The 20863-nt window shown below is 59.8% G+C and carries 19 protein-coding genes; 9 read left to right on the top strand and 10 right to left on the bottom strand.

Annotated elements, in window-relative coordinates:
• Positions 1-78: 78 nt before the first annotated feature.
• Both WC811_RS12260 and WC811_RS12265 read right to left on the bottom strand, forming a co-directional pair.
• Positions 79-1011: a hypothetical protein gene (locus WC811_RS12260; RefSeq protein WP_372644871.1), complete on the bottom strand. Its 933-nt coding sequence runs from the start codon at positions 1009-1011 to the stop codon at positions 79-81.
• A 113-nt stretch (positions 1012-1124) separates the two neighbouring features.
• Entirely contained in the window at positions 1125-1805 is a 681-nt protein-coding gene (locus WC811_RS12265; protein WP_372644873.1) for a YggS family pyridoxal phosphate-dependent enzyme, read from the bottom strand.
• 129 nt (positions 1806-1934) lie between these two features.
• Between WC811_RS12265 and WC811_RS12270 the strand changes: the two genes are divergently transcribed.
• The 6 genes from WC811_RS12270 (at position 1935) to WC811_RS12295 (ending at position 8424) form a co-directional block, all read left to right on the top strand.
• Complete coding sequence (locus WC811_RS12270; protein ID WP_372644876.1) at positions 1935-2342, top strand: heme-binding protein; 408 nt, start codon at positions 1935-1937, stop codon at positions 2340-2342.
• Positions 2343-2597: 255 nt separating this feature from the next.
• Entirely contained in the window at positions 2598-5222 is a 2625-nt protein-coding gene (gene leuS / locus WC811_RS12275; RefSeq protein WP_372644878.1) for a leucine--tRNA ligase, read from the top strand.
• Entirely contained in the window at positions 5209-5781 is a 573-nt protein-coding gene (locus tag WC811_RS12280) for a hypothetical protein (protein ID WP_372644880.1), read from the top strand. Before leuS ends, WC811_RS12280 begins: the two co-directional genes overlap by 14 nt.
• Positions 5782-5821: 40 nt before the next feature.
• Complete coding sequence (gene holA / locus WC811_RS12285; RefSeq protein WP_372644882.1) at positions 5822-6868, top strand: DNA polymerase III subunit delta; 1047 nt, start codon at positions 5822-5824, stop codon at positions 6866-6868.
• Between the two features lie 68 nt (positions 6869-6936).
• Entirely contained in the window at positions 6937-7935 is a 999-nt protein-coding gene (locus WC811_RS12290) for an adenosine kinase (RefSeq protein ID WP_372644884.1), read from the top strand.
• 204 nt (positions 7936-8139) lie between these two features.
• Entirely contained in the window at positions 8140-8424 is a 285-nt protein-coding gene (locus tag WC811_RS12295; RefSeq protein WP_372644886.1) for a hypothetical protein, read from the top strand.
• 132 nt (positions 8425-8556) lie between these two features.
• Here WC811_RS12295 and coaA read toward each other — a convergent pair whose 3' ends face one another.
• From coaA to mnmE, 7 genes are all read right to left on the bottom strand, one after another.
• Positions 8557-9561, bottom strand: a complete 1005-nt coding sequence (gene coaA, locus WC811_RS12300; protein WP_372644888.1) for a type I pantothenate kinase — start codon at positions 9559-9561, stop codon at positions 8557-8559.
• Positions 9558-9890 carry a phosphoribosyl-ATP diphosphatase gene (locus tag WC811_RS12305; RefSeq protein WP_372644890.1) on the bottom strand — a complete coding sequence of 111 codons (333 nt, stop codon included), beginning with the start codon at positions 9888-9890 and terminating at the stop codon, positions 9558-9560. The genes coaA and WC811_RS12305 overlap by 4 nt, the downstream gene beginning before the upstream one ends.
• 117 nt (positions 9891-10007) lie before the next feature.
• Complete coding sequence (locus tag WC811_RS12310; protein WP_372644892.1) at positions 10008-10886, bottom strand: ParB/RepB/Spo0J family partition protein; 879 nt, start codon at positions 10884-10886, stop codon at positions 10008-10010.
• 73 nt (positions 10887-10959) lie between these two features.
• The gene (locus WC811_RS12315; RefSeq protein WP_372644894.1) at positions 10960-11805 is read right to left on the bottom strand and encodes a ParA family protein; all 846 of its coding nucleotides are present in this window, start codon (positions 11803-11805) and stop codon (positions 10960-10962) included.
• A gap of 3 nt (positions 11806-11808) precedes the next feature.
• A complete protein-coding gene (gene rsmG, locus WC811_RS12320; RefSeq protein WP_372644896.1) occupies positions 11809-12480 on the bottom strand; it encodes a 16S rRNA (guanine(527)-N(7))-methyltransferase RsmG in 672 nt (223 codons plus the stop codon).
• Positions 12480-14405, bottom strand: coding sequence for a tRNA uridine-5-carboxymethylaminomethyl(34) synthesis enzyme MnmG (mnmG, locus tag WC811_RS12325; RefSeq protein ID WP_372644898.1), 1926 nt, complete (start codon positions 14403-14405; stop codon positions 12480-12482). Before mnmG ends, rsmG begins: the two co-directional genes overlap by 1 nt.
• A gap of 130 nt (positions 14406-14535) precedes the next feature.
• Positions 14536-15879: a tRNA uridine-5-carboxymethylaminomethyl(34) synthesis GTPase MnmE gene (gene mnmE / locus WC811_RS12330; RefSeq protein ID WP_372645774.1), complete on the bottom strand. Its 1344-nt coding sequence runs from the start codon at positions 15877-15879 to the stop codon at positions 14536-14538.
• 93 nt (positions 15880-15972) lie between these two features.
• Here mnmE and WC811_RS12335 point away from each other — a divergent pair, with 93 nt between their 5' ends.
• The 3 genes from WC811_RS12335 to WC811_RS12345 all read left to right on the top strand — a co-directional run bounded on the left by WC811_RS12335 (position 15973) and on the right by WC811_RS12345 (position 19544).
• Positions 15973-17985, top strand: coding sequence for a thioredoxin domain-containing protein (locus tag WC811_RS12335; RefSeq protein ID WP_372644900.1), 2013 nt, complete (start codon positions 15973-15975; stop codon positions 17983-17985).
• Positions 17986-18093: 108 nt separating this feature from the next.
• Positions 18094-19068 (top strand): sterol desaturase family protein, encoded by a 975-nt coding sequence (locus WC811_RS12340; RefSeq protein ID WP_372644902.1) that lies wholly within the window; start codon positions 18094-18096, stop codon positions 19066-19068.
• A gap of 149 nt (positions 19069-19217) precedes the next feature.
• On the top strand, positions 19218-19544 hold the full coding sequence (locus WC811_RS12345; protein WP_372644904.1) for a YciI family protein: 327 nt from the start codon (positions 19218-19220) through the stop codon (positions 19542-19544).
• Between the two features lie 47 nt (positions 19545-19591).
• Here the strand turns inward: WC811_RS12345 and rho are convergent, their stop codons facing one another.
• Positions 19592-20857 (bottom strand): transcription termination factor Rho, encoded by a 1266-nt coding sequence (gene rho / locus WC811_RS12350; protein ID WP_372644906.1) that lies wholly within the window; start codon positions 20855-20857, stop codon positions 19592-19594.
• Between the last annotated feature and the right edge of the window lie 6 nt (positions 20858-20863).

A 20863-nucleotide genomic window follows, 5' to 3' on the forward strand; every position in this document is an offset into this window, starting at 1 on the left:
CCAATTTCGATATTTCGCTCCGGTGCGACCCCGCATCGGAGCGTTTTTTTTATCGATCTTCTTTCTCTCTCGCGACGATCAGCGAATGCGGCGCGGGTTCATATAGAGATCGGCTTCCTGGCGCTGAATGTCGGGTTTCAGACGGCCATCGTGGATGTCACGCGCGATCGCTTTGACGTGACGCCGCGCTTGGCTATTGAAGGACACCATACCGGTGAAGAGCTTCATCACCTGCAGGAGACGCGGATCGGCGTGATCGCCGCGCACCTTACAGCGCCAGCGGCCGCCGATCGTCAAAAGGGCGCCATCGATGTAGCCAACGTGATCGCCATGCTGATCGATCAGCGTGTAGTCGCCGCCGAGATTGATAAAAGCACGGCGGAAGCGATAAAACTTCGGCTCGCCGTCCTGCATCAGGAAGAACGAGAAGTTTTCGGGAAGCAGCGGCCACTTGTGCGCCGAGCGTTCGAGCGTGACGAGGTAATCGTCTTCGCTGGTATTGATCGAATAGGTCGTGACGGGAAGTCCGTGCGCGGCGAGCGTCTGCTGGATGGAGCGGCCGAGCATCATATCCATGCTCGCTTTCCAGTTCAGCGTTTCCGAGAACAGTTTCATGACGAGGCGCTTGTCCATGCCCGTCGCGTCTTTCCAAAGTTCCTTGCGATAGCCGAGGACACCGGTACGCTGTCCGTTCTCGATGATCTCGGCGAAGATATCCATATCGCTCGTGAACTGGCGAGACTTGCCGCGATTGCGATCACGTTTCCAGGGGCCGAACTCGATCGAGTTGAAGGGCGTAAGCCAGACCTCGACCTGAAAATCGTGCCACGTTTTTTTCGCGTCTTTCGTTACGCTTTTACTCACCTTCTCAAGCTTCGAGACGGCGGCCTTCGATGGCTCGTCCTTTTTCGCCTGCTCGAGCACTTCGTCGCGCGCGACGACTGCGGCTTCGGCAGCGGCGGTCTTTGCTTCGGACTCACCACTCTCTTTCTTCCAGGCATTTGCAGTCATCGGACATTCCTCGCGCGCGGCAATGAACACGTCTCAGCGAATCATTCGGGTACCGTAGCACCGCCGTCGCGCCTCACTGTGGTGAGGCTAAAATTTGCGGTGGGAAAAACGGGTTAGCGCGTGCCGAAAATGGCTGAGCCGACACGCACATACGTCGCGCCGAATGCAATCGCCGTTTCAAAATCGCTGCTCATGCCCATGCTTAGGCCAGACAGCCTAAGCTCGCGAGCAAGCTTGGCGAGAAACGCGAAATGCACGGCGGCTTCTTCGTCGACGGGCGGGATGCACATCAGACCCGAGACCGACAGCCCGAGCTCATCGCGGCAGAGCGCGGCGAAGGCCGCCGTTTCGCGCGGCATGACACCGGCCTTTTGCGGCTCTTCGCCGGTATTGACTTGTATGAACAGCTCAAGCGTGCGGCCCTGCTTCGCCATTTCGGCGGCGACGGCACGCGCGATCTTTTCGCGATCGATCGTGTGGATGGCATCGAAAAGCGCGACCGCCTCCTTGGCCTTGTTGGATTGCAGCGGGCCAATGAGATGCAATTTGATTTCGGGGAATTCAGCACGCAGCGGCGGCCATTTGCGCTCGGCTTCCTGGACGCGATTTTCGCCGAAAACTCGCTGGCCTGCCTCGATCACGGGGCGGATCGCCTCAGCGTCGAAAGTCTTAGAGACTGCAACGAGTTTGATGGTGTCGGCGTTTCTATTCGCGGCCTTCGCTGCCGCAACAATTTCGTCGTTTACGCGCTTTAACCTGTCGACCGCGCTTTCGTGATAATCGTCGCCCGTCACGCTTCCCTCAATTCGCTTTTGGCTTCCATAAGCATTCCGGCACGTCGTGAGCAAGTGTCGCAATTTTGTGCGAGGCCTCAAGCATATATATCCCCCTTGTTGTCCACCCCCGCAGAGGAAATTCCCGACATGCTGAAACTCGCCGACGCTCGCCGCATCATTGAAGCCGCAGAAAAAAAGGCGAAGGAAATCGGGCAGCCGATGAACGTCGCCGTCGTCGATGAAGGCGCGAACCTCATTTCTCACATCCGTATGGACGGCGCCTGGATCGGGTCGATCGACATCTCGATCAACAAGGCCTTTACGTCGCGCGCATTCAATATTTCGACGAAAGAGCTGGCCGAGAACAGCCAGCCCGGCGACCAGTTTTTCGGCATCCACGCCTCGAACCATGACCGCGTGATGATCTTCGCGGGCGGCATTCCGCTGAAGGACTCGAAGGGCGTCGTTATCGGCGCAATCGGCGTCTCGGGCGGCAGCGGCGTGCAGGATCAGTCGGTCGCGGAAGCCGGCGCCGGCGCCTACACCTGCGAATAGCGATTTCCGGCCCGTGCCGAGCGCTTCGCGTTCGGTGCGGATCGATCGCAGACGGGTTTCAATAGTGCATGTTCTTGCGGACGTGCACTATTTTTATTTTTCAATACCTTATCGTTCTTTTCTCATATTCTTTCGCAGGAATTGCCGGCGCTTCGCAGACCGAGAAACAGCGGCATAGCGCCGACGACTTGACCGGCATTACCATTCAGGCTCTTTACGGCGCTCCGGCAAATATTTGAATGAGATGCAGGCCCCATGGCCACTGAACGCTACAACGCGCCCGAGCGTGAAAAACACTGGCAGTCCGTCTGGGAAGAGTCCGATATCTTCCGCGCCTCGGAAGATCAGCAGAAGCCCAAATCCTACATCCTCGAGATGTTCCCGTATCCGTCCGGGCGGATCCACATGGGCCATGTTCGCAACTACGCGATGGGCGACGTGGTGGCGCGCTACAAGCGGGCACGCGGCTTCAATGTGCTTCACCCGATGGGCTGGGACGCATTCGGCATGCCGGCGGAAAATGCCGCGATGGAGCGCAAGGTTCATCCCGGCGCTTGGACTTACGCCAACATCGACACGATGCGCGGACAGCTCAAATCGATGGGCCTGTCGCTCGATTGGTCGCGCGAGATCGCGACGTGCTCGCCGAGCTACTACAGGCATCAGCAGAAGCTCTTTCTCGATCTGCTGAAGAAGGGCCTCGCTTATCGCAAATCGTCGAAGGTCAACTGGGACCCTGTCGATCATACCGTGCTTGCGAACGAGCAGGTGATCGACGGACGCGGGTGGCGGTCCGGCGCGCTCGTCGAGCAACGCGAGCTGACGCAGTGGTTCTTCAAGATCACGGATTATGCCGAAGAGCTGCTGAGCGATCTCGATACGCTCGACAAGTGGCCGGAGAAGGTGCGCCTGATGCAGGCGAACTGGATCGGCCGCTCGGAGGGAATGCTCGTTCGCTGGGCGCTTGATAAGGCGACGGCGCCGAAAGGCTTCAGTGAGCTTGAGGTTTACACGACGCGCCCGGACACGCTGTTCGGGGCTTCATTTCTCGCGGTCGCGGCCGACCATCCGCTGGCGAAGGCGGCGGCCGAAAAGAATGCTGAACTCGCGGCTTTCTGCGACGAGGTCCGACGGCTCGGCACATCGGTCGCGGAAATCGAAGCGGCCGAAAAACGCGGCTTCGATACGGGTATTCGCGCCGTGCACCCGTTCGACGATAGCTGGGAATTGCCCGTCTACGTCGCGAATTTCGTTCTTATGGACTACGGCACGGGCGCCATCTTCGGATGTCCGTCGGGCGATCAGCGCGACATGGATTTCGCGCGGCTCTACGACCTTCCGGTCGTGCCCGTCATTCTTCCGCCGGGCGAAGAAGCCGGGCGGTTCAAGCTGACGGACAAGGCCTACGTCGACGACGGCACGATGATCAATTCGCGCTTTCTCGATGGCCTCTCGACGACGGCAGCATTCGACGAAGCTGCGAAACGGCTCGAAAAGCAGACGCTCGAGTCAAAGCCGCAGGGCGCGCGCAAGATCAATTACCGGCTGCGCGATTGGGGCATTTCGCGCCAACGCTACTGGGGTTGTCCGATCCCCGTGATCCACTGCAAGACGCACGGCGCCGTTCCGGTTCCGGAAAAGGATCTGCCGATCGAGCTTCCCGAAGACGCGACCTTCGACAAGCCCGGCAATCCGCTCGACCGGCATCCGACGTGGAAGCATGTGCCGTGTCCGATCTGCGGCGAACCGGCTTTGCGTGAAACCGACACGATGGATACGTTCGTCGATTCATCGTGGTACTTCGTGCGCTTCACTGCGCCCGAGGCGCAGACGCCCGTCGATCCGGCAGCGGCGCATTATTGGCTGCCCGTCGATCAGTATATCGGCGGTATCGAGCACGCGATCCTGCATCTGCTCTATTCGCGGTTCTTCGTGCGCGCGATGTGCGACACCGGACATCTCTCGTTTGCGACGAATACGCGGGAGCCGTTCGCGGCGCTCTTCACGCAGGGCATGGTCACGCATGAGACATACAAGTCTCAAGAGGGGCTCTGGCTGCTACCGACCGACGTGCAGCTCGAAGGCGAGGGCACGGGCCGGCGAGCGACGGAAATCGCGTCGGGGCTGCCGGCCCTGATCGGTGGCATCGAAAAGATGTCCAAGTCCAAGAAGAACCTGGTCGACCCGGACGACATCATTGCTCATTACGGCGCCGATTGCGCCCGCTGGTTCATGCTGTCCGACAGTCCGCCGGAACGCGATGTCATCTGGACGGAAGCGGGCGTCGCGGGCGCAGGGCGCTTCATTCAGCGGGTCTGGCGAATCATCGACGAGGTCGCCGAGGCTTATCCGAGCGAAAAGGGGTCGAAGCCGGGGTCCTTCGGGCCGGAGGCGCTGGAGGTCCGGAAGGCCGCGCACCGAGCGCTGGATGGGGTCGGCCGGGCCATCGACGGGCTGCGGTTCAACGTGGCGGTGGCCAATATCCACGAGTTTTCCAATGTGCTCCAGGCGACGCTATCAAAGCGTATTCCCGAGACGGCGTGGGCCGTTCGGGAGGCCGCGGAGCTGCTTGTTGTGATGATCGGCCCGATGATGCCGCATTTGGCGGAAGAATGCTGGGCGCGGCTCGGATACAACACGCTTGTCGCGAACGAACCGTGGCCGACGCCTGAGGCTGAGCTACTCGTTGACGATCAAGTGACCATTGCCGTACAGGTTAATGGTAAGCGACGGGACGAACTCGTGATTTCGCGCAGTGCGAAATCCGAGGAGGTTGAGGCGGCGGCGTTGAAGCTCGATACGGTGGTGCGCGCCCTAGACGGACGGCCACCGAAGAAAGTGATCGTCGTTCCGCAGAGGATCGTGAATGTCGTTGGTTGAGGGGCGGTTTGGACTGACGGGCAAGTACGGCCTAACGGCTGTGCGCGGCTTGCTTTTGGCGTCGTCCCTGTTGACAGTTCCCTTCATCGGCGGTTGCAGCGGAGGCGGGTTCCATCCGCTGTACGGCTCCGCGCTGATCAATGGATCGGCCGTCAATGAGCGCCTTGCTGCGGTTGACGTGGCGCCCATTCCGGGACGAGTCGGCCAGCGCATTCGCAACGAGCTGATCTTCCAGACAACCGGCGGCGGTTCTCCGAAGCCTCCGCAGTATCGCCTCGATATCGCCATCCGTGAATCGGTGACCTCGATGCTCGTCGCTGTCGATGGCAATGCGGGCAACCAAATTTACGGTATCGACGCGTCGTACAACCTCGTGCGGCTGTCGGACAAAAAGGTCGTGGCCTCGGGTTCGAGCTATGGCCGCGCTTCCTTCGACCGCGTGTCGTCGATTTTCGCGAACGTCGAAGCCCGTCAGGACGCGGAAAACCGGGCGGCAGAGACGGTCGGCGAAGAACTCAGAACGCGCCTTCTCGCGGTTCTGGCAAGCAACAACGCTTAAGCTCTGATTTTCGGGGCATGTGCCCTATAAGAGCTTCGTCATGGCCGCCGTCAAACCACAGCAAACCGCAGCCTTCCTGAAGGCGCCGCCTGCCGATCTCGCAGCCGTGCTGTTTCACGGGTCCGATCCGGGCCTCGTAAGCGAGCGCTCTGCCGCGCTGGCGCACGCGCTGGTGGCGCGGGAAAATCCGCCCGGCGAAATCCTCAAGATCGACGATACCGAGCTCGACGAAGATCCTGGGCTGCTTGAAACGGAACTACAGACCCGGCCAATGTTTTCTGGACGGCGCGTCGTGCGCGCGATTGCGGGCCGGCGGATCTCGACGCAGCTGTTGAAGCCCATTCTGGCGTCGGTCCCGCTCGAAGGACTGCTGATCGTCGAAGCCGGCAGCTTGAAATCCGACGACGCTCTTCGTGCACTCTTTGAAAGCCAAACATTCTGTTACGCCGTCGCCTGCTATCCCGATAGCGCCGCCGACATCGATAGCCTCATTTCCGAAGTTCTGACGTCCTTCAAGCTCACGATCGACGGCGACGCGCGTGCTCTCTTACAAAGCCGGCTCGGTGCGGATCGTGCGATGTCACGGTCGGAAATCGAGAAGCTGGCGCTTTATTGCCTAGGTCGCTCTCCGATCACGCTCGAAGACGTCGATAATCTTGTCGGCGACGCCGCTGGGCTTGCGGTCGAACGCATCGCCGAAGCTGTTGCGGACGGGCGAACAAAAAATGCGATCAGCGATTACGGTCGGGCGCTCGCGTCTGGCGAAAACGCGCAGATGATCATCGGCGTTCTTCAGCGCTACTTCCTGAAGCTTCACCGGGTGCGGAGCGATGTCGACTCGGGTCAGCGCCTCGACGATGCCCTGAAGTATCTGCGGCCGCCGCTGTTCTTCAAGCAGAAGGATGTTTTTGCGCGGCAAGTGAGAAGCTGGTCGCGCACGCAGCTCGACCAGGCGCTGCGCCGGATCGCAGAAGCGGCAAAAACGGCGCGTCTATCGTCTGCTCTCGAAGACGTCATCGCCGAGCGTTTGATCCTGGCTCTCGCGTCGCTGGCCGCGATATCTGCAACTGCGGCGGGCGGCCGCTAGGCCACGGCTTGCGAGCACCGGTCGCCTCCCTATAGTGCCAGCGCTTTTAATTTAAAAAGGGGATTTCTATGACTGATGCGCGTTACGACGTGATCGGGATCGGTAACGCGATCGTCGATATCATTGGGCGATGCGACGACGCTTTTCTCACCAAGGTTGGCGTCACGAAAGGCAGCATGCGGCTCGTCGATGCCGATGAGATCAAGACGATCTATTCGGGGATGGGGCCTGCCATCGAAACGTCGGGCGGATCGGCCGCCAATACGATTGCCGGGATCGCGTCATTCGGCGGGCGAGCGGCATTCATCGGCACGATCGCGAATGACGAATTCGGAAAAATTTTTAGTCACGATATTCGCTCGATCGGCGTGACATTCACGGCACCTGTCGTTTCGAATGGAACTCCAACGTCGCGTTCTCTCATTCTCGTCACGCCCGACGGCGAACGCACGATGAATACGTATTTGGGAATTTCGACGAACCTCGGAGAAGCGCAACTCGATTTGGAAATGATCCGCGCATCGTCTATTCTTTATCTCGAAGGATATTTGTTCGATGAGCCGCAAGCGAAACAGGCATTTCGCTCTGCGCTGCAGGCCGCAAAAAGCGCGGGAAGAAAAACGGCGCTCACGCTTTCGGACGGTTTTTGCGTCGATCGTCATCGCGATGAGTTTCTAAATCTCATTCGTTCCGGCATCGATATTCTTTTCGCCAATGAATCCGAGATCAAGTCGCTTTATCAAACGGACTCGTTCGAGTTTGCGGCGGAAAAGGCCCGAAATGACGCTAAGCTTGCCGTCCTGACGCGTAGCGCCAAAGGCTCCGAGATTCACTTCGAAGGGCAAACGATCGAAATAGGTACTTTTCCGGTCAAGACCGTTGTCGATACGACGGGTGCCGGCGATTTATATGCGGCGGGATTCCTATTTGGATATGCAAAGGGCCTGGATTTGGAAACAGCCGGCCGGCTTGCGAGTTTGGCGGCGTCGGAAATTATCAGCCATATCGGCGCTCGCCCCGCCGTTTCGCTTTCCGAATTCGCACGGCAACACGGCATTATTTCGTGACCAATACCTGATTGATTCTGGCGTCCCGGATTCGTATCTGGGACGCCTTCGATATATCAATTACATCTGAACTGCGTTCAAATAGAGAATGTTTAGGGGGTATTTCGTGTCCAATACGGACTCACAATTATTCTCCCTGGAATTGTGAATTATATTGCATCAATCTCGAAATCAACGAATCGCTTCGTTTCGAGGTTCGATCATATGCTTCACTCTCCCATCCGACGCGGCCGCCCGAAAGGGACCGGTATCGACGACAGCGACCGCATGGCACGGTTGGACGAGTTGCTGCGTGTCCACCCGGAGATGAGGCCGACAACCGCTATTCGAATGATGGGGTATTCGAACCCTTCCGCCATTCGCCGCCTTCGCGATAAATACAAGGTCTTTACATTGAGAACCCGGATCGAGCTTACCAAGGACATTCGGGCAAGCGCGTCGGTTGCCGCGGACCCGGCATTGGCCGCCCAGCAGCAGACCTGCCGCTGACGCTTATTATTTTGAAGACAGCAAACCCACTTCAAAGCCTTCGACTGTAGAGCGATCTCCTGTGATCACTCGCCAGGGCCGCTGCCCCAAGCGGCTTTTTTTTTGCCCGCAGCGCAAGTCGCGCGGCCATTTCTAGAGCTTTCTGAGCGACGCGGATTCGACGCGGTGGCTTTCACCCTTTTGCAGGATGAGCTGAGCCCGCCGGCGCGTCGGAAGAATATTCGCTTCGAGGTTTTGGAGATTGATTTCGCGCCAGAGTTTCAGCGCGACGCGACGCACTTCGTCAGGTGCCAATGTCGCGTATTTATGAAAATAAGCGCCGGGATCGCGGAATGCGGTACTGCGCAAACGCATGAAACGCGTGAGATACCATTTCTCGATCACCGCCGGATCGGCATCGATATAGATCGAAAAATCGATGAAATCCGAGACAAACGGAATGCTGGTGCCGTCTTTCGGCATGTCCGCCGGCTGCAGGATATTCAAGCCCTCGATAACCAGAATATCGGGCTGCTCGATCAGGACTTCCTGGCCGGGGAGAATATCGTATTGGAAATGCGAATAGACGGGTGCCGCGACGCTGGCGACGCCGGATTTGATATCGCCCAAAAAGCGCAAAAGCCTTTCGGTATCGAAGCTTTCGGGAAAGCCCTTCTTCTCCATCAATCCGCGCCGCTCAAGCTCGGAGTTGGGAAAAAGGAAGCCGTCGGTCGTCAGGAGATCGACGCGCGGATGATCCGGCCAGCGGGCCAGCAATGCGCGCAAAACACGAGCCGTCGTGCTCTTTCCGACAGCGACCGAGCCCGCGACGCCGATAATGAAGGGGACCTTGGTATCCTTGCGGCCGAGAAATTCGGAACTGACGGAATAGAGCTTCTGGGCGGCCGCGACATAGAGATTGAGGAGGCGCGAGAGGGGCAAATAAATCTGCTCGACCTCGTCGACCGATAGCTCCTCGATGATGCCCGAGAGCTGCTCCAGCTCATTCGGCCGCAGCGTCATCGGGGTGTCGGCGCGGAGCCTTGCCCATTCCTCGCGCGTGAAGACGCGATACGGGGAAAAGGGCCTGCTTTCGCCCCGCGCGTCGTCTCGCGGTTGCGGTTTCGGCTTCTTCCGCGGGACGGAGCGCGATTTCACGACTGGTCCTTCGGCCGGGCGGCCTTTTCATCGAGCCCAGACGTTCCCATGCGACCGTCGAGGACTTTCAGGACGTCGTCGAATGGAATCTGGCGTGACTCGAGCAGCACCAGCAAATGATAGAGAACGTCGGCCGCCTCGGCTTTGACGGGCTTGTCGTCGCTCGCCATGGCGGCAATGATGAGCTCGACCGCTTCTTCGCCGAATTTCTTGGCGCAGCGTTCGGTCCCGGCGGTCAACAGTTGAGATGTATAGGACTTGGCCGAAGTGTCGGACCGGCGCGACCGTATAAGCGCGGCGAGCCGGACCAAGGTATTTTCTTCGCTCATGTTTTGCGTCTCGTGCGGTTCGGTCCGACGTTCGAACCCAAGCGAGCGCACACCATCAAGCCAGCGCCGGATAATCAAGCGGTACTCGTTCGAAAAGGCGAGAAAGGCTTAAGATCCTCAGCCGCCACCCAACCGCTGACGGATATAATCGAGCTGGTCGAAATTGCCATAGCGGATCATGAGGGTGCCGCTCTCGCCCGAGGCCTTACGAACTTCGACCTTGAGACCCAGAAGGTCGGCCAGCTCTTTTTCGAAGGCTTTGGTGTCGGCGTCCTTATCGCGGGCGCGGCGATGACTGCCGCCCGTCGGGCCCGGTTCGCCGAAAGTCTGGACCAGGGCTTCGACATCGCGAACGTTCAAGCCGTTGTCGATGATGTTCTTCGCGATCGTTTCGGCGTCGTCACGACCGATCAGGGCGCGGGCATGGCCAGCGCTGATCTGGCCGTTCTGGACGAGCGCTTGTACTTCGGTCGGCAGCTTCAACAGGCGCAGCGTGTTGGCGACGTGGCTGCGGCTCTTGCCGATGATCTCGGACAGTTGCTCCTGGCTGTAGTCGAAGCGTTCGACCAGTTCACGATAGCCGGTAGCCTCTTCGATGGCGTTCAAGTCTTGGCGCTGGACGTTCTCGATGATCGCAAGTTCGAGAAGCTCGCGATCGCTGAGTTCACGAATGATCACCGGAATCGTGTGAATTCCGGCTTTCTGCGCCGCGCGCCAGCGGCGCTCGCCGGCGACGATCTCGTAGCCTCCGTTCAAACCGTTTGGACGGACGACGATGGGCTGTACAAGACCTTTGGTGCGGATCGATTCCGCCAGCTCGCTAAGCTCATCGTCGCGGAAATCCTTACGCGGGTTGAGCGGGCTCGACTTCACTTCGGCGATGGAGACCATACGCTGCTCGCCTTCCGGCGGCAGGCGATGTCCGAGCGGTGCCGGTTCTCCGATGAGAGAAGCGAGGCCACGGCCCAAGCGGCTCTTCGGCACCATCGAGTTCATCTGCTTTTCTGTCCCCTGCTCGTCAGTTTGTCTTTAAAACCGGTCGTTTTTCGCAGCTGGCGCTTATGCGCCATCAAGCGGCTTTGTAACGTCGCTCGCGTTCCATAATTTCAGATGCGAGGCGAATGTAGGCTTGGCTTCCCACGCAATCGTAATCGTAAAGAAGGATCGGCTTGCCATGCGATGGGGCCTCGGCAATGCGTGTGTTGCGCGGGATGACCGTCTCGTAGACCTTCGAACCGAAGAAGGCGCGAACGTTTTCGGCGACTTCGCGAGAGAGCGACAGGCGCGCGTCGTGCATTGTCAGCACGACGCCTTGGATTTCGAGGCGCGGATTGAGCGTCGCGCGGATCTGCTCGATTGAATCCTTGAGCTGGGAGATACCTTCGAGCGCGAAGAACTCGCACTGCACCGGCACGATGACCGCATCCGCGGCCGACATCGAGTTGAGGGTCAGCAAGTTCAACGATGGCGGGCAGTCGATCAGCACGTAGGTGAAATGCGTGTCGGGTTCGCGCGTGCGCTGTTGGCCGATCATAGCGGTGATGGCGTCGCGCAGCTTGAACGGCTTGTTTTGATCGGCCGACAGAACAGCATCGATGCCGACGAGGTCGCTGTTGGCGGGCACGACGAAGAGGTTCGGGACCGCGGTCTTTAGGATCGTATCAAGGATCGTGGCGCTGCCGGTCAGAACGTCGAAGGACGTCTTGAAGCGTTGCTCGATATCGATGCCGAGGCCGGTCGATGCGTTGCCCTGGGGATCAAGATCGAGAACGAGCACGCGCTCTCCCACGGCGGCCAATGCCGTGCCGAGGTTGATCGCGGTTGTCGTCTTGCCGACGCCGCCCTTTTGATTGGCGACAGCGACGACACGCGGTCCCGCGCCTGCACTGCCCGCGCCTGATACGTAGCCGGCCACGGGTTATCCCTCCGTCCTTGGCTTCAACGCACGCGACTGTAACGAACTGAGCAACACAACTCGGCCGCCCTCTTCCGTCACGCTTGGAATCAGGTCAAAGGCAAACTGCCAGTCCTGAGCCGCCTTCTCGATCTCGGCCGCAACGTCACGGCCCTTCAAGAACATACCAATCGTAGAAGACACAAAATACGGCGCGGCGATCTCGATCAGTCCGGAGAGCGGAGCAAGCGCGCGCGCGGTGACGCAGTCGGCCACGCCTACCTTAGCGTGAGTCTCGGGATTTTCGATCCTCGCGGACACAATGTCCACAGCAACTCCGGTCTGACGGGCGACCTCGCGGAGGAAAGCGGCCTTCCGGCTGTCGCTTTCGACCAGGATGTGGCGGGTTCCGCCGGTTTTAGAGGCCAAAATTGCCAGGACGAGCCCCGGAAAGCCGGCGCCGGAGCCGAGATCGAGCCAAGTCCGCGCATTTGGGGGTCGATGGGGCCAGAGCTGGGCGCTATCGGCGAAATGACGGTGCCAGATCTCATTCAGGGTGCGCGGAGCGACGAGGTTGATCGTCTTCTGCCAGCGCCTCAGGAGCGCCTCGTAAATCTCAAGCTTTTCGCGGATTTCGTGCGAAATTCCGAACCGGGCCTGAAATGCGTCGGCGGTATCGATGCGCGGCAAAACCATCAGGCGAGCTTGCGGTCAGGCTTGCCGTTTTTGGCGGCTTTGAGCCGGGCGAGCAGCGTCAACAGCGCCGCCGGGGTCATACCCTCAATGCGCCCGGCTTGGGCAATGGTTGCCGGACGGTGGCGGGCGAGCTTCTGGCTAATCTCGGCCGAAATGCTTGGCAAAGCGGCGTAGTCGAAGTCGTCGGGGATGCGAACCGCCTCATCGCGTTTCATCTGGGCGACGTCCTCGTCTTGGCGGCGGAGGTACACAGCATAGCGGGCATCGACCTCAAGCTGGGCCGCAATCTTGGAATCAATATTGCCGATCTCGGGCCAGATGGCCTTCAGGCTGTCGAGCGAGATTTCCGGAAACGCCAAGAGATCGAAGGCGGTGCGGCGGCGACCATCACGATTGATGGAAAGCCCGTGACGCGCGGCTTCCGTGGGGGTGATCGAAAGCTGGTTCAACACGTCGAAGCCCTTGCTGAGAGCTTTGGCCTTTGCCTCGAATTTTCTTGCCCGCTCGGAGCCAACACAGCCGAGCCGAATCCCCTCGGGCGTCAACCGCTGATCTGCATTGTCGGCGCGGAGCTTCAGGCGGAATTCGGCGCGCGACGTGAACATTCGATAGGGCTCGGAAACGCCACGCGTTACCAGGTCATCGACCATGACGCCGAGGTATCCGGAAGTGCGCGAAACGCTGAATGTTTCACGTGAATCCGCGTTTTTCGGCAAATCCGTTTCACGTGAATCGGTTGTATATGAATCTCCGGCAAGCAGGGCTGCATTGATGCCCGCTAGAACGCCTTGGGCGCCAGCTTCTTCATAGCCCGTCGTGCCGTTGATCTGTCCCGCGAGAAACAGGCCGGGCAGGCTCTTGACCTCAAGTCCGGGCGTCAGCTCGCGCGGATCGACGTAATCGTATTCGATGGCGTAGCCCGGCCGTTTGATAACGACCCTTTCGAGCCCCGGCATCGTTTTCAGAAAGGCTTCCTGGACCTCGGCCGGAAGCGAGGTCGAGACGCCGTTCGGATAGATCGTGTCGTCGTCGAGGCCCTCGGGTTCGAGGAAAATCTGATGCGACGAGCGGTCGGCGAATCGCACGACCTTGTCTTCGATCGAGGGGCAATAGCGGGGACCGACGCTCTCGATTTGGCCCGAATACATAGGCGAACGCACAAGATTGGCGCGAATGATGTCGTGGGTTTCGGTTGTCGTATGGGTGATGCCGCAGCTGATTTGGGGCGTCGTAATCCGTTCGGTGAGGAACGAGAACGGCACGGGGTGGTCGTCGGCCTTCTGCATCTCAAGGCCAGACCAATCGATGGATTTGCCGTCGAGGCGGGCTGGAGTGCCGGTCTTGAGGCGGCCCAGGTTAAGACCCATCGTGTAAAGCCGGTCGGACAACCTGAGCGCCGGGGCTTCGCCCGCCCGCCCCGCCGGGATTTTCTGCTCTCCCATGTGGATGAGGCCGTTCAAGAAGGTGCCCGTCGTCAGGACGACAGCGCCCGAGCGAATCGGGCGGCCGTCTGCGGTGATGACGCCCTGGACCTGCCCGTTTTCGACGATCAAGTCCTCAACCCCGCCTTCAATGACGTCGAGGTTTGAAATCGCGGCGATTTCGGCCTGCATAACCTGGCGGTAGAGTTTGCGGTCGGCCTGGGTACGGGGACCGTGGACAGCCGGGCCTTTCGAGCGATTTAGCAGGCGGAATTGGATGCCAGCGGCGTCAGCGACGCGACCCATCAGGCCGTCGAGGGCGTCGATTTCGCGGACGAGATGGCCCTTTCCGAGGCCGCCAATGGCCGGATTGCACGACATTTCGCCGATTGTCGCGAAGGCGTGCGTAACGAGAGCCGTGCGGGCGCCCATGCGCGCCGCGGCGGCCGCAGCTTCGGTTCCGGCGTGCCCGCCACCCACGACAATGACGTCATATCGGTTCATTGCCGGGGTCTAGCGCATCCGGAGAACGGGCAAAAGGCGGTTTGTCGCCCCGAATCTCGCCTTTGGGCGGGACGGAGGAAAATCCAGGCTTGCGAATCCAAAGAATCATTTCACGTGAAACCTTTTGGACTCACTTGCCGATGCAGAAACGGCTGAAAATTTGGTCAAGGACGTCCTCGACGTCGACCCGGCCGGTAATCCGGCCCAGCGCCTGGGCGGCACGGCGCAGATCTTCGGCCCGGAGTTCGATAGCGTCGGCGCTGCCGTTCAGAAAGACCTGGACGTCGGAGAGGGCCGTTTCGAGGTTCTGGCGGTGGCGGGCCTGCGTCAATGCGGGGTCCGTTCGGAAGCCGACGGCTTGCTCGGCGCGATCTGCGATTAGCTCGATTAGCCGGTCGAGGCCCTTGCCGGTCTTGGCAGAGATGGCGAGATCCCCGAATTCGGATTTGCTGTGCGACTCATGTGGAAGATCTGTCTTGGAACGAATTACAAGACTTGTTTCACGTGAAAAGCCAAGCGGCGGAATCGACTCGGGTTTTTCGGCTAGCCAAAGGATCAGATCGGCTTCGCGGGCCGCGGCAAGACTACGGCGGATGCCTTCCTGTTCGACTTCGCTGGTCGCTTCGCGGATGCCGGCAGTGTCGGAGACGATGACCGGAAGACCGGCAAGGTCGAGGCGCACCTCGACGACGTCGCGCGTCGTTCCGGCTTCGGCTGAGACGATCGCGGCCTCGCGGCGTGCGAGCGCGTTCAGGAGGCTCGACTTGCCCGCATTCGGTGCGCCGAGAAGCGCGACGCGAAAACCGTCGCGGAGAATTTCGCCGCGGTGGCCGTCGTCGAGGTGCGCGGCAATCTCTTTGCTCAGAATTTCCGCGCGTTTTCGCGCTTCCGCGAATGATGCCGCGGAGACGTCGCCTTCGTCGGAGAAATCGATGGCGGCTTCGGTAAGCGCAGCGATCTCGATCAAGCGTGCGCGCCAGCCGTCGTAGAGTTTCGACAGCGAACCACCGGCTTGGGCGAGCGCCTGGCGACGCTGAGCGTCCGTTTCGGCGTCAACGAGATCGGCGAGGCCTTCGACTTCGGCGAGATCGAGCTTGCCGTTTTCGAAAGCGCGCCGCGCGAATTCGCCGGGCTCTGCCAAGCGGAAACCTGAAATCCCGCCCAGCGCTGCGAGAACCGCAGCGACGACCGCGCGGCTGCCGTGGACTTGGAACTCAACGACATCTTCGCCTGTTTCCGACAAAGGCGCCGCGAACCAGAGCACGACCGCACGGTCAAGCGCTTCGCCTGTCTCGGGATGACGAATAGTCCGAAAGGCAGCGACACGCGGCTTGGGAGTCGGCGCCACCATCCTCTCTAATGCGTCGCGCGCGCGGGGTCCTGAAATGCGGATGACCGCAACGCCCGCGCGACCCGGCGCGCTCGAGAGGGCGAAGATCGTCGCGGCACCAGTCGTTAAAGAGTTTTGGTACATGGGCTTTATAGACATAAGCTTCGCGTACTCGGAGATGTCTCCTGCCGCAACTTGATCCCGAAATCCCTCCTAACGCCGATTGAATGAAGCCGCATGAGCGAAAACCGTCTGAAGCACGAGACGAGCCCTTATCTGCTCCAGCACCAGCACAATCCCGTGCATTGGTGGGCCTGGGGACCGGAGGCGCTTAGCGAGGCGAAGCGGTCGGGAAAGCCGATCCTGCTTTCCGTTGGGTACGCCGCTTGCCATTGGTGTCACGTCATGGCGCACGAGAGCTTCGAAGATCCGGCGACGGCGCAGGTGATGAATGACCTTTTCATCAACATCAAAGTCGATCGCGAGGAGCGTCCGGATATCGACGCGATTTACATGGGCGCGCTGCATCGCCTCGGCGAACAGGGTGGCTGGCCACTGACGATGTTCCTCGACAGCGAGGCGAAACCGTTCTGGGGCGGCACGTATTTTCCACGTGAATCACGCTATGGACGGCCGTCGTTCGTCACTGTCCTTCTGCGCATCGCGGAGGCCTATCAGAACCAGCCCGACAATGTGCGCAAGAACACGGAAGCGCTCGTCGCGTCGTTGAAGGAGGATGCTTCCTCGAACGATCGTGCGGGACAAGGTCCGGACGTTCGTGATCTCGTCACCCGTATCACTCGGGCCGTCGATCGCGAGCATGGCGGAATTTCAGGAGCGCCTAAGTTTCCGCAGTGGAGCATCTTCTGGCTGCTGTGGCGCGGGGCTATTCGCTTCAACGACGATGCCGCGAAGAGCGCCGTCGTTACGACGCTGCGCAATATCTGTCAGGGCGGCATCTACGATCATCTCGGCGGCGGTTTCGCGCGCTATTCGGTCGATGAATACTGGCTCGTGCCGCACTTCGAGAAAATGCTCTACGACAACGCGCTGCTGATCGATCTCATGACGGAGGTCTGGTGCGAGACGCAGGAGCCTTTGTTCAAGGTTCGGATTGCTGAAACGGTCGCGTGGTTGAAGCGCGAAATGATCGGAGAAGCGGGCGGTTTCGCGGCGTCCCTCGATGCCGACAGCGAAGGCGAGGAAGGTAAGTTCTATGTCTGGAGCGCGGAGGAAATTGCAGACGTGCTCGGCGTGGAAGATGCCGCTGTCTTCGCGCGGATTTACGGCGTGACGCCGGACGGAAACTTCGAAGGCCACACCATTCTCAATCGCCTCGAGACTCAGGCGCTGCTTTCAGACGACGAAGAAGCGCGTCTCGCCGAGATGCGTGCCATGCTTCTCGCGCGGCGAGCTTCGCGCATTCGTCCCGGATGGGATGACAAGATCCTTGCGGACTGGAACGGCTTGATGATCGCGGCGCTCGCGCGTGCCGCCGTCATCTTTGAAGAACCGGAATGGCTGAGGTCCGCGGAAACGGCTTTCGCGTGTGTCACGACGAAGCTCTCTGCGGGTGGAGATCGCCTCTATCACTCCTATCGCGCCGGTCTTGCCAAGGCACCGGCGACGGCGTCCGATTATGCCAACATGATCTGGGCGGCGCTTCGCCTCTACGGCGCGACGCAATCGGAAAATTATCTGGCACAAGCTGAGCGCTGGGCCGGCGTCCTCGATACGCATTATTGGGATGGCGAAAACGGCGGCTACTTCACCGCCGCCGATGATACCGTCGATGTGATCCTGCGGCTGAAGTCGGCGTCCGATGATGCGACGCCCAGCGCCAACGCCATTCAGCTTTCGAATCTCAACGCCCTCGCGGCGCTGACGGGCGATACGCGTTACGACGACAGGGCAGTGGAACTCACGAAGGTCTTTTCGGGTGCGGTGGCGCGGGCGCCGACCGGGCATTGCGGTCTGATCGCAGCGGAGCTTGACCTTGGTCGGCTGGTTCAAGTCGCCGTGATCGGCGGCGGTGATGCTGATTTCCAGACAGCATTGCGCACAATCTCGGTGCCGGGTGCGGTCGTGTTCGAGACGGGGACGGGATCGTTCCCCGAGGGATCCGCGTTTGTGGGGAAGACGAGCCCAGACGGAAAATCAATCGCTTACGTTTGCGTCGGACCGGTTTGCGGCGCGCCTATCCGGGAGGCTGAAACTTTGACCAAAGAACTTCTGATCGCGCGCAGCTAAACTATTGATCGCTGTCAATCTTTACCGCGTTGAAACGTCTCACAGTTCAAACGCTTGGATGAGGTATCTTGAGAGCGATATACAGGGTGTCCAGAAAGGCAGCCCACGATGAAATATTTGCGAAACGCCGTCCGTTACGGCTACGCCCCGTTCATGATGTTCGGCCTCACCGGCGCCGCCTACTTGGTGGTGAGCCAGCTCGTGGTCACGGAGGGGAAGACGTGGGCATATGCCTTGCTTATCCCGCTGTTGGCGACCGCCTATGCAACTTCGATGGCGGCCGAGCGGATCGCACCGTTCTTTGAGGAATGGAACGATCATCATGCGCATGGCGACATGGGCACGAACACCGGCCATATCTTTCTGTATGAATTGGGCTCGATCAACGGCGTCCTGCTGATCCCGCTGATCTGCTGGCTGTTTCCGTTCCAAGGCATTTGGCCGACGCAGTGGCCGATGTGGTCACAGGTTTTGATCGCATTCGTCGTCGCCGACTTTGCCTTCATGTTCATGCACTACCTGAGCCATCGCTTGGCGCCGCTGTGGAGGCTGCATGCGGTGCATCACGGCGTCGGCCGCCTCTATGGCTACAACGGCGTCATCCGCCATCCGCTGCACCAGGCGCTCGACATGATCGTCGGCAATATGCCGCTCGTTATTATCGGCATGCCGGTTCCGGTCGCGGTGGTGCTTGGCTTCGTGATCTCGGTGACGCTGATCGTGCAGCACTCGAACGTCGATGCGCGGCTTGGGCCGCTGCAGAAGCATCTCGCCATCGGCCGCTTGCACCATTTGCATCACGTCAACTGGGGCACCGAGGGCGACTGCAATTTCGGCCTGCTGCTGACGGTCTGGGACCGGATGTTCGGAACGTACGTCGAGAAGCTGAAGCGTGACGTTACGGCGAAGGACATGGGCGTCGACGAGTTGCCGAATTTCCCGAAAAGCCTGTGGGAGCAGTTGATGTTGCCGTTCGTCTATAAGCCGGGGCAGGGCGAGCCGGAGCGTTACAAGCAGATGGCAGCCAAGGCTAAGACGCCGGCGCAACAAGCTCGCGATCAGGTCTTCCACGCGGCGGAGTAAATCCCGCGCGATATCGATGATCTGGCGAAAAGGCCGCTCGAGTGAGCGGTCTTTTTATTTCACGTGAATCATTTCGACGATTCCGCTTGTCGGATTGACACCTATGCGCTCGTCCTTCGGCAACGGCCGTCGCGCGGAGGATCGCCAGCATGAAATACATGATGTTCGTTGCGACCGATGCGGAGCCCGATGCGACCGGTGAAAAGCCCGGCGATATCGAACGATGGCTGGCGGAGACAGAGAAGCAACGGATCACAGGCGACCGGCTGCGCCCCTCCCGAGACGCCAGAACCGTGCGTGTGCGCAACGGCAAAGTTCACATCATTGATGGACCGTTCACTGCATCCAAAGATGTGATTGTCGGGTTCGACATCCTCGAATGCGAGAGCATGGAAGATGCTATCGCGATTGCGGCCAAGCATCCGATGGCACGCGCGGGACGCCTTGAACTCAGGCCATTCTGGCCTTTCGAATAGGCGGGATAAGAAGCGGCGACCCGGGTTTCCGGGCCGCCTCATCTTGATCAGGTATTCATCGACTGGAAGAACTCGCCATTGGTTTTGGTCGAGCGAAGCTTGTCGATGAGGAACTCGATGCCGTCCATCGTACCCATCGGATTGAGGATGCGGCGGAGGACGTAGACCTTCTTGAGCTGGTCCTTCGGAACCAGCAGGTCTTCCTTGCGGGTGCCCGAGCGGGACACGTCGATTGCCGGGAAGACGCGCTTGTCGGAGACCTTGCGGTCGAGGATGATTTCCGAGTTGCCGGTACCCTTGAACTCTTCGAAGATGACCTCGTCCATGCGGGAGCCGGTGTCGATGAGCGCCGTCGCGATGATGGTCAGTGAGCCGCCTTCCTCGATGTTGCGCGCCGCACCGAAGAAGCGCTTCGGCCGCTGCAACGCATTCGAGTCGACGCCGCCGGTCAGAACCTTGCCGGATGACGGAACAACCGTGTTGTAGGCACGACCCAAGCGCGTGATCGAGTCGAGGAGGATGACGACATCCCTCTTATGCTCAACAAGACGCTTAGCCTTTTCGATGACCATCTCGGAAACCTGGACATGCCGCGACGGCGGTTCGTCGAAGGTCGAGGAGATCACCTCGCCTTTGACGTTGCGCTGCATGTCCGTCACTTCTTCCGGGCGCTCATCAATCAGCAGAACGATCAGGTAGCACTCAGGATGATTGGCGGTGATCGAGTGGGCGATATTCTGGAGCAGGACGGTCTTGCCGGTCCGCGGCGGCGCGACGATCAGAGCGCGCTGGCCTTTGCCTAGGGGAGCGACGATATCGATGACGCGCGAGGAAAAATCCTTGATCGTCGGGTCTTCGATTTCGAGCTTCAGCCACTGGGTCGGGTATAGCGGCGTCAGGTTGTCGAAGTGGCTCTTATGCTTGGTCATCTCCGGGTCTTCGAAGTTGATGTTCGAGACCTTGAGGAGAGCGAAGTAACGCTCGCCGTCTTTCGGGGAGCGGATCTGGCCTTCGACGGTGTCGCCGGTGCGAAGTGCAAAGCGCCGGATCTGCGAGGGCGAGACATAAATATCGTCGGGGCCGGGAAGATAGTTCGCTTCCGGCGACCTGAGGAAGCCGAAGCCGTCCTGCAGGACTTCGACGACGCCTGTCGCCGTAATTTCTGTCTCTTGGGTCGCGAGCTGCTTGAGCGTCGCGAACATCAATTCCTGCTTGCGCAGGGTCGAGGCGTTCTCGACACCCGCCTCTTCGGCGAAGGTGACGAGTTCAGCGGGAGATTTCCGCTTCAAATCCTCGAGCTTCATTTGCTTCATTGAAAA

The organism is Hyphomicrobium sp. (assembly GCF_041659645.1).
Lineage (GTDB): Bacteria > Pseudomonadota > Alphaproteobacteria > Rhizobiales > Hyphomicrobiaceae > Hyphomicrobium_B.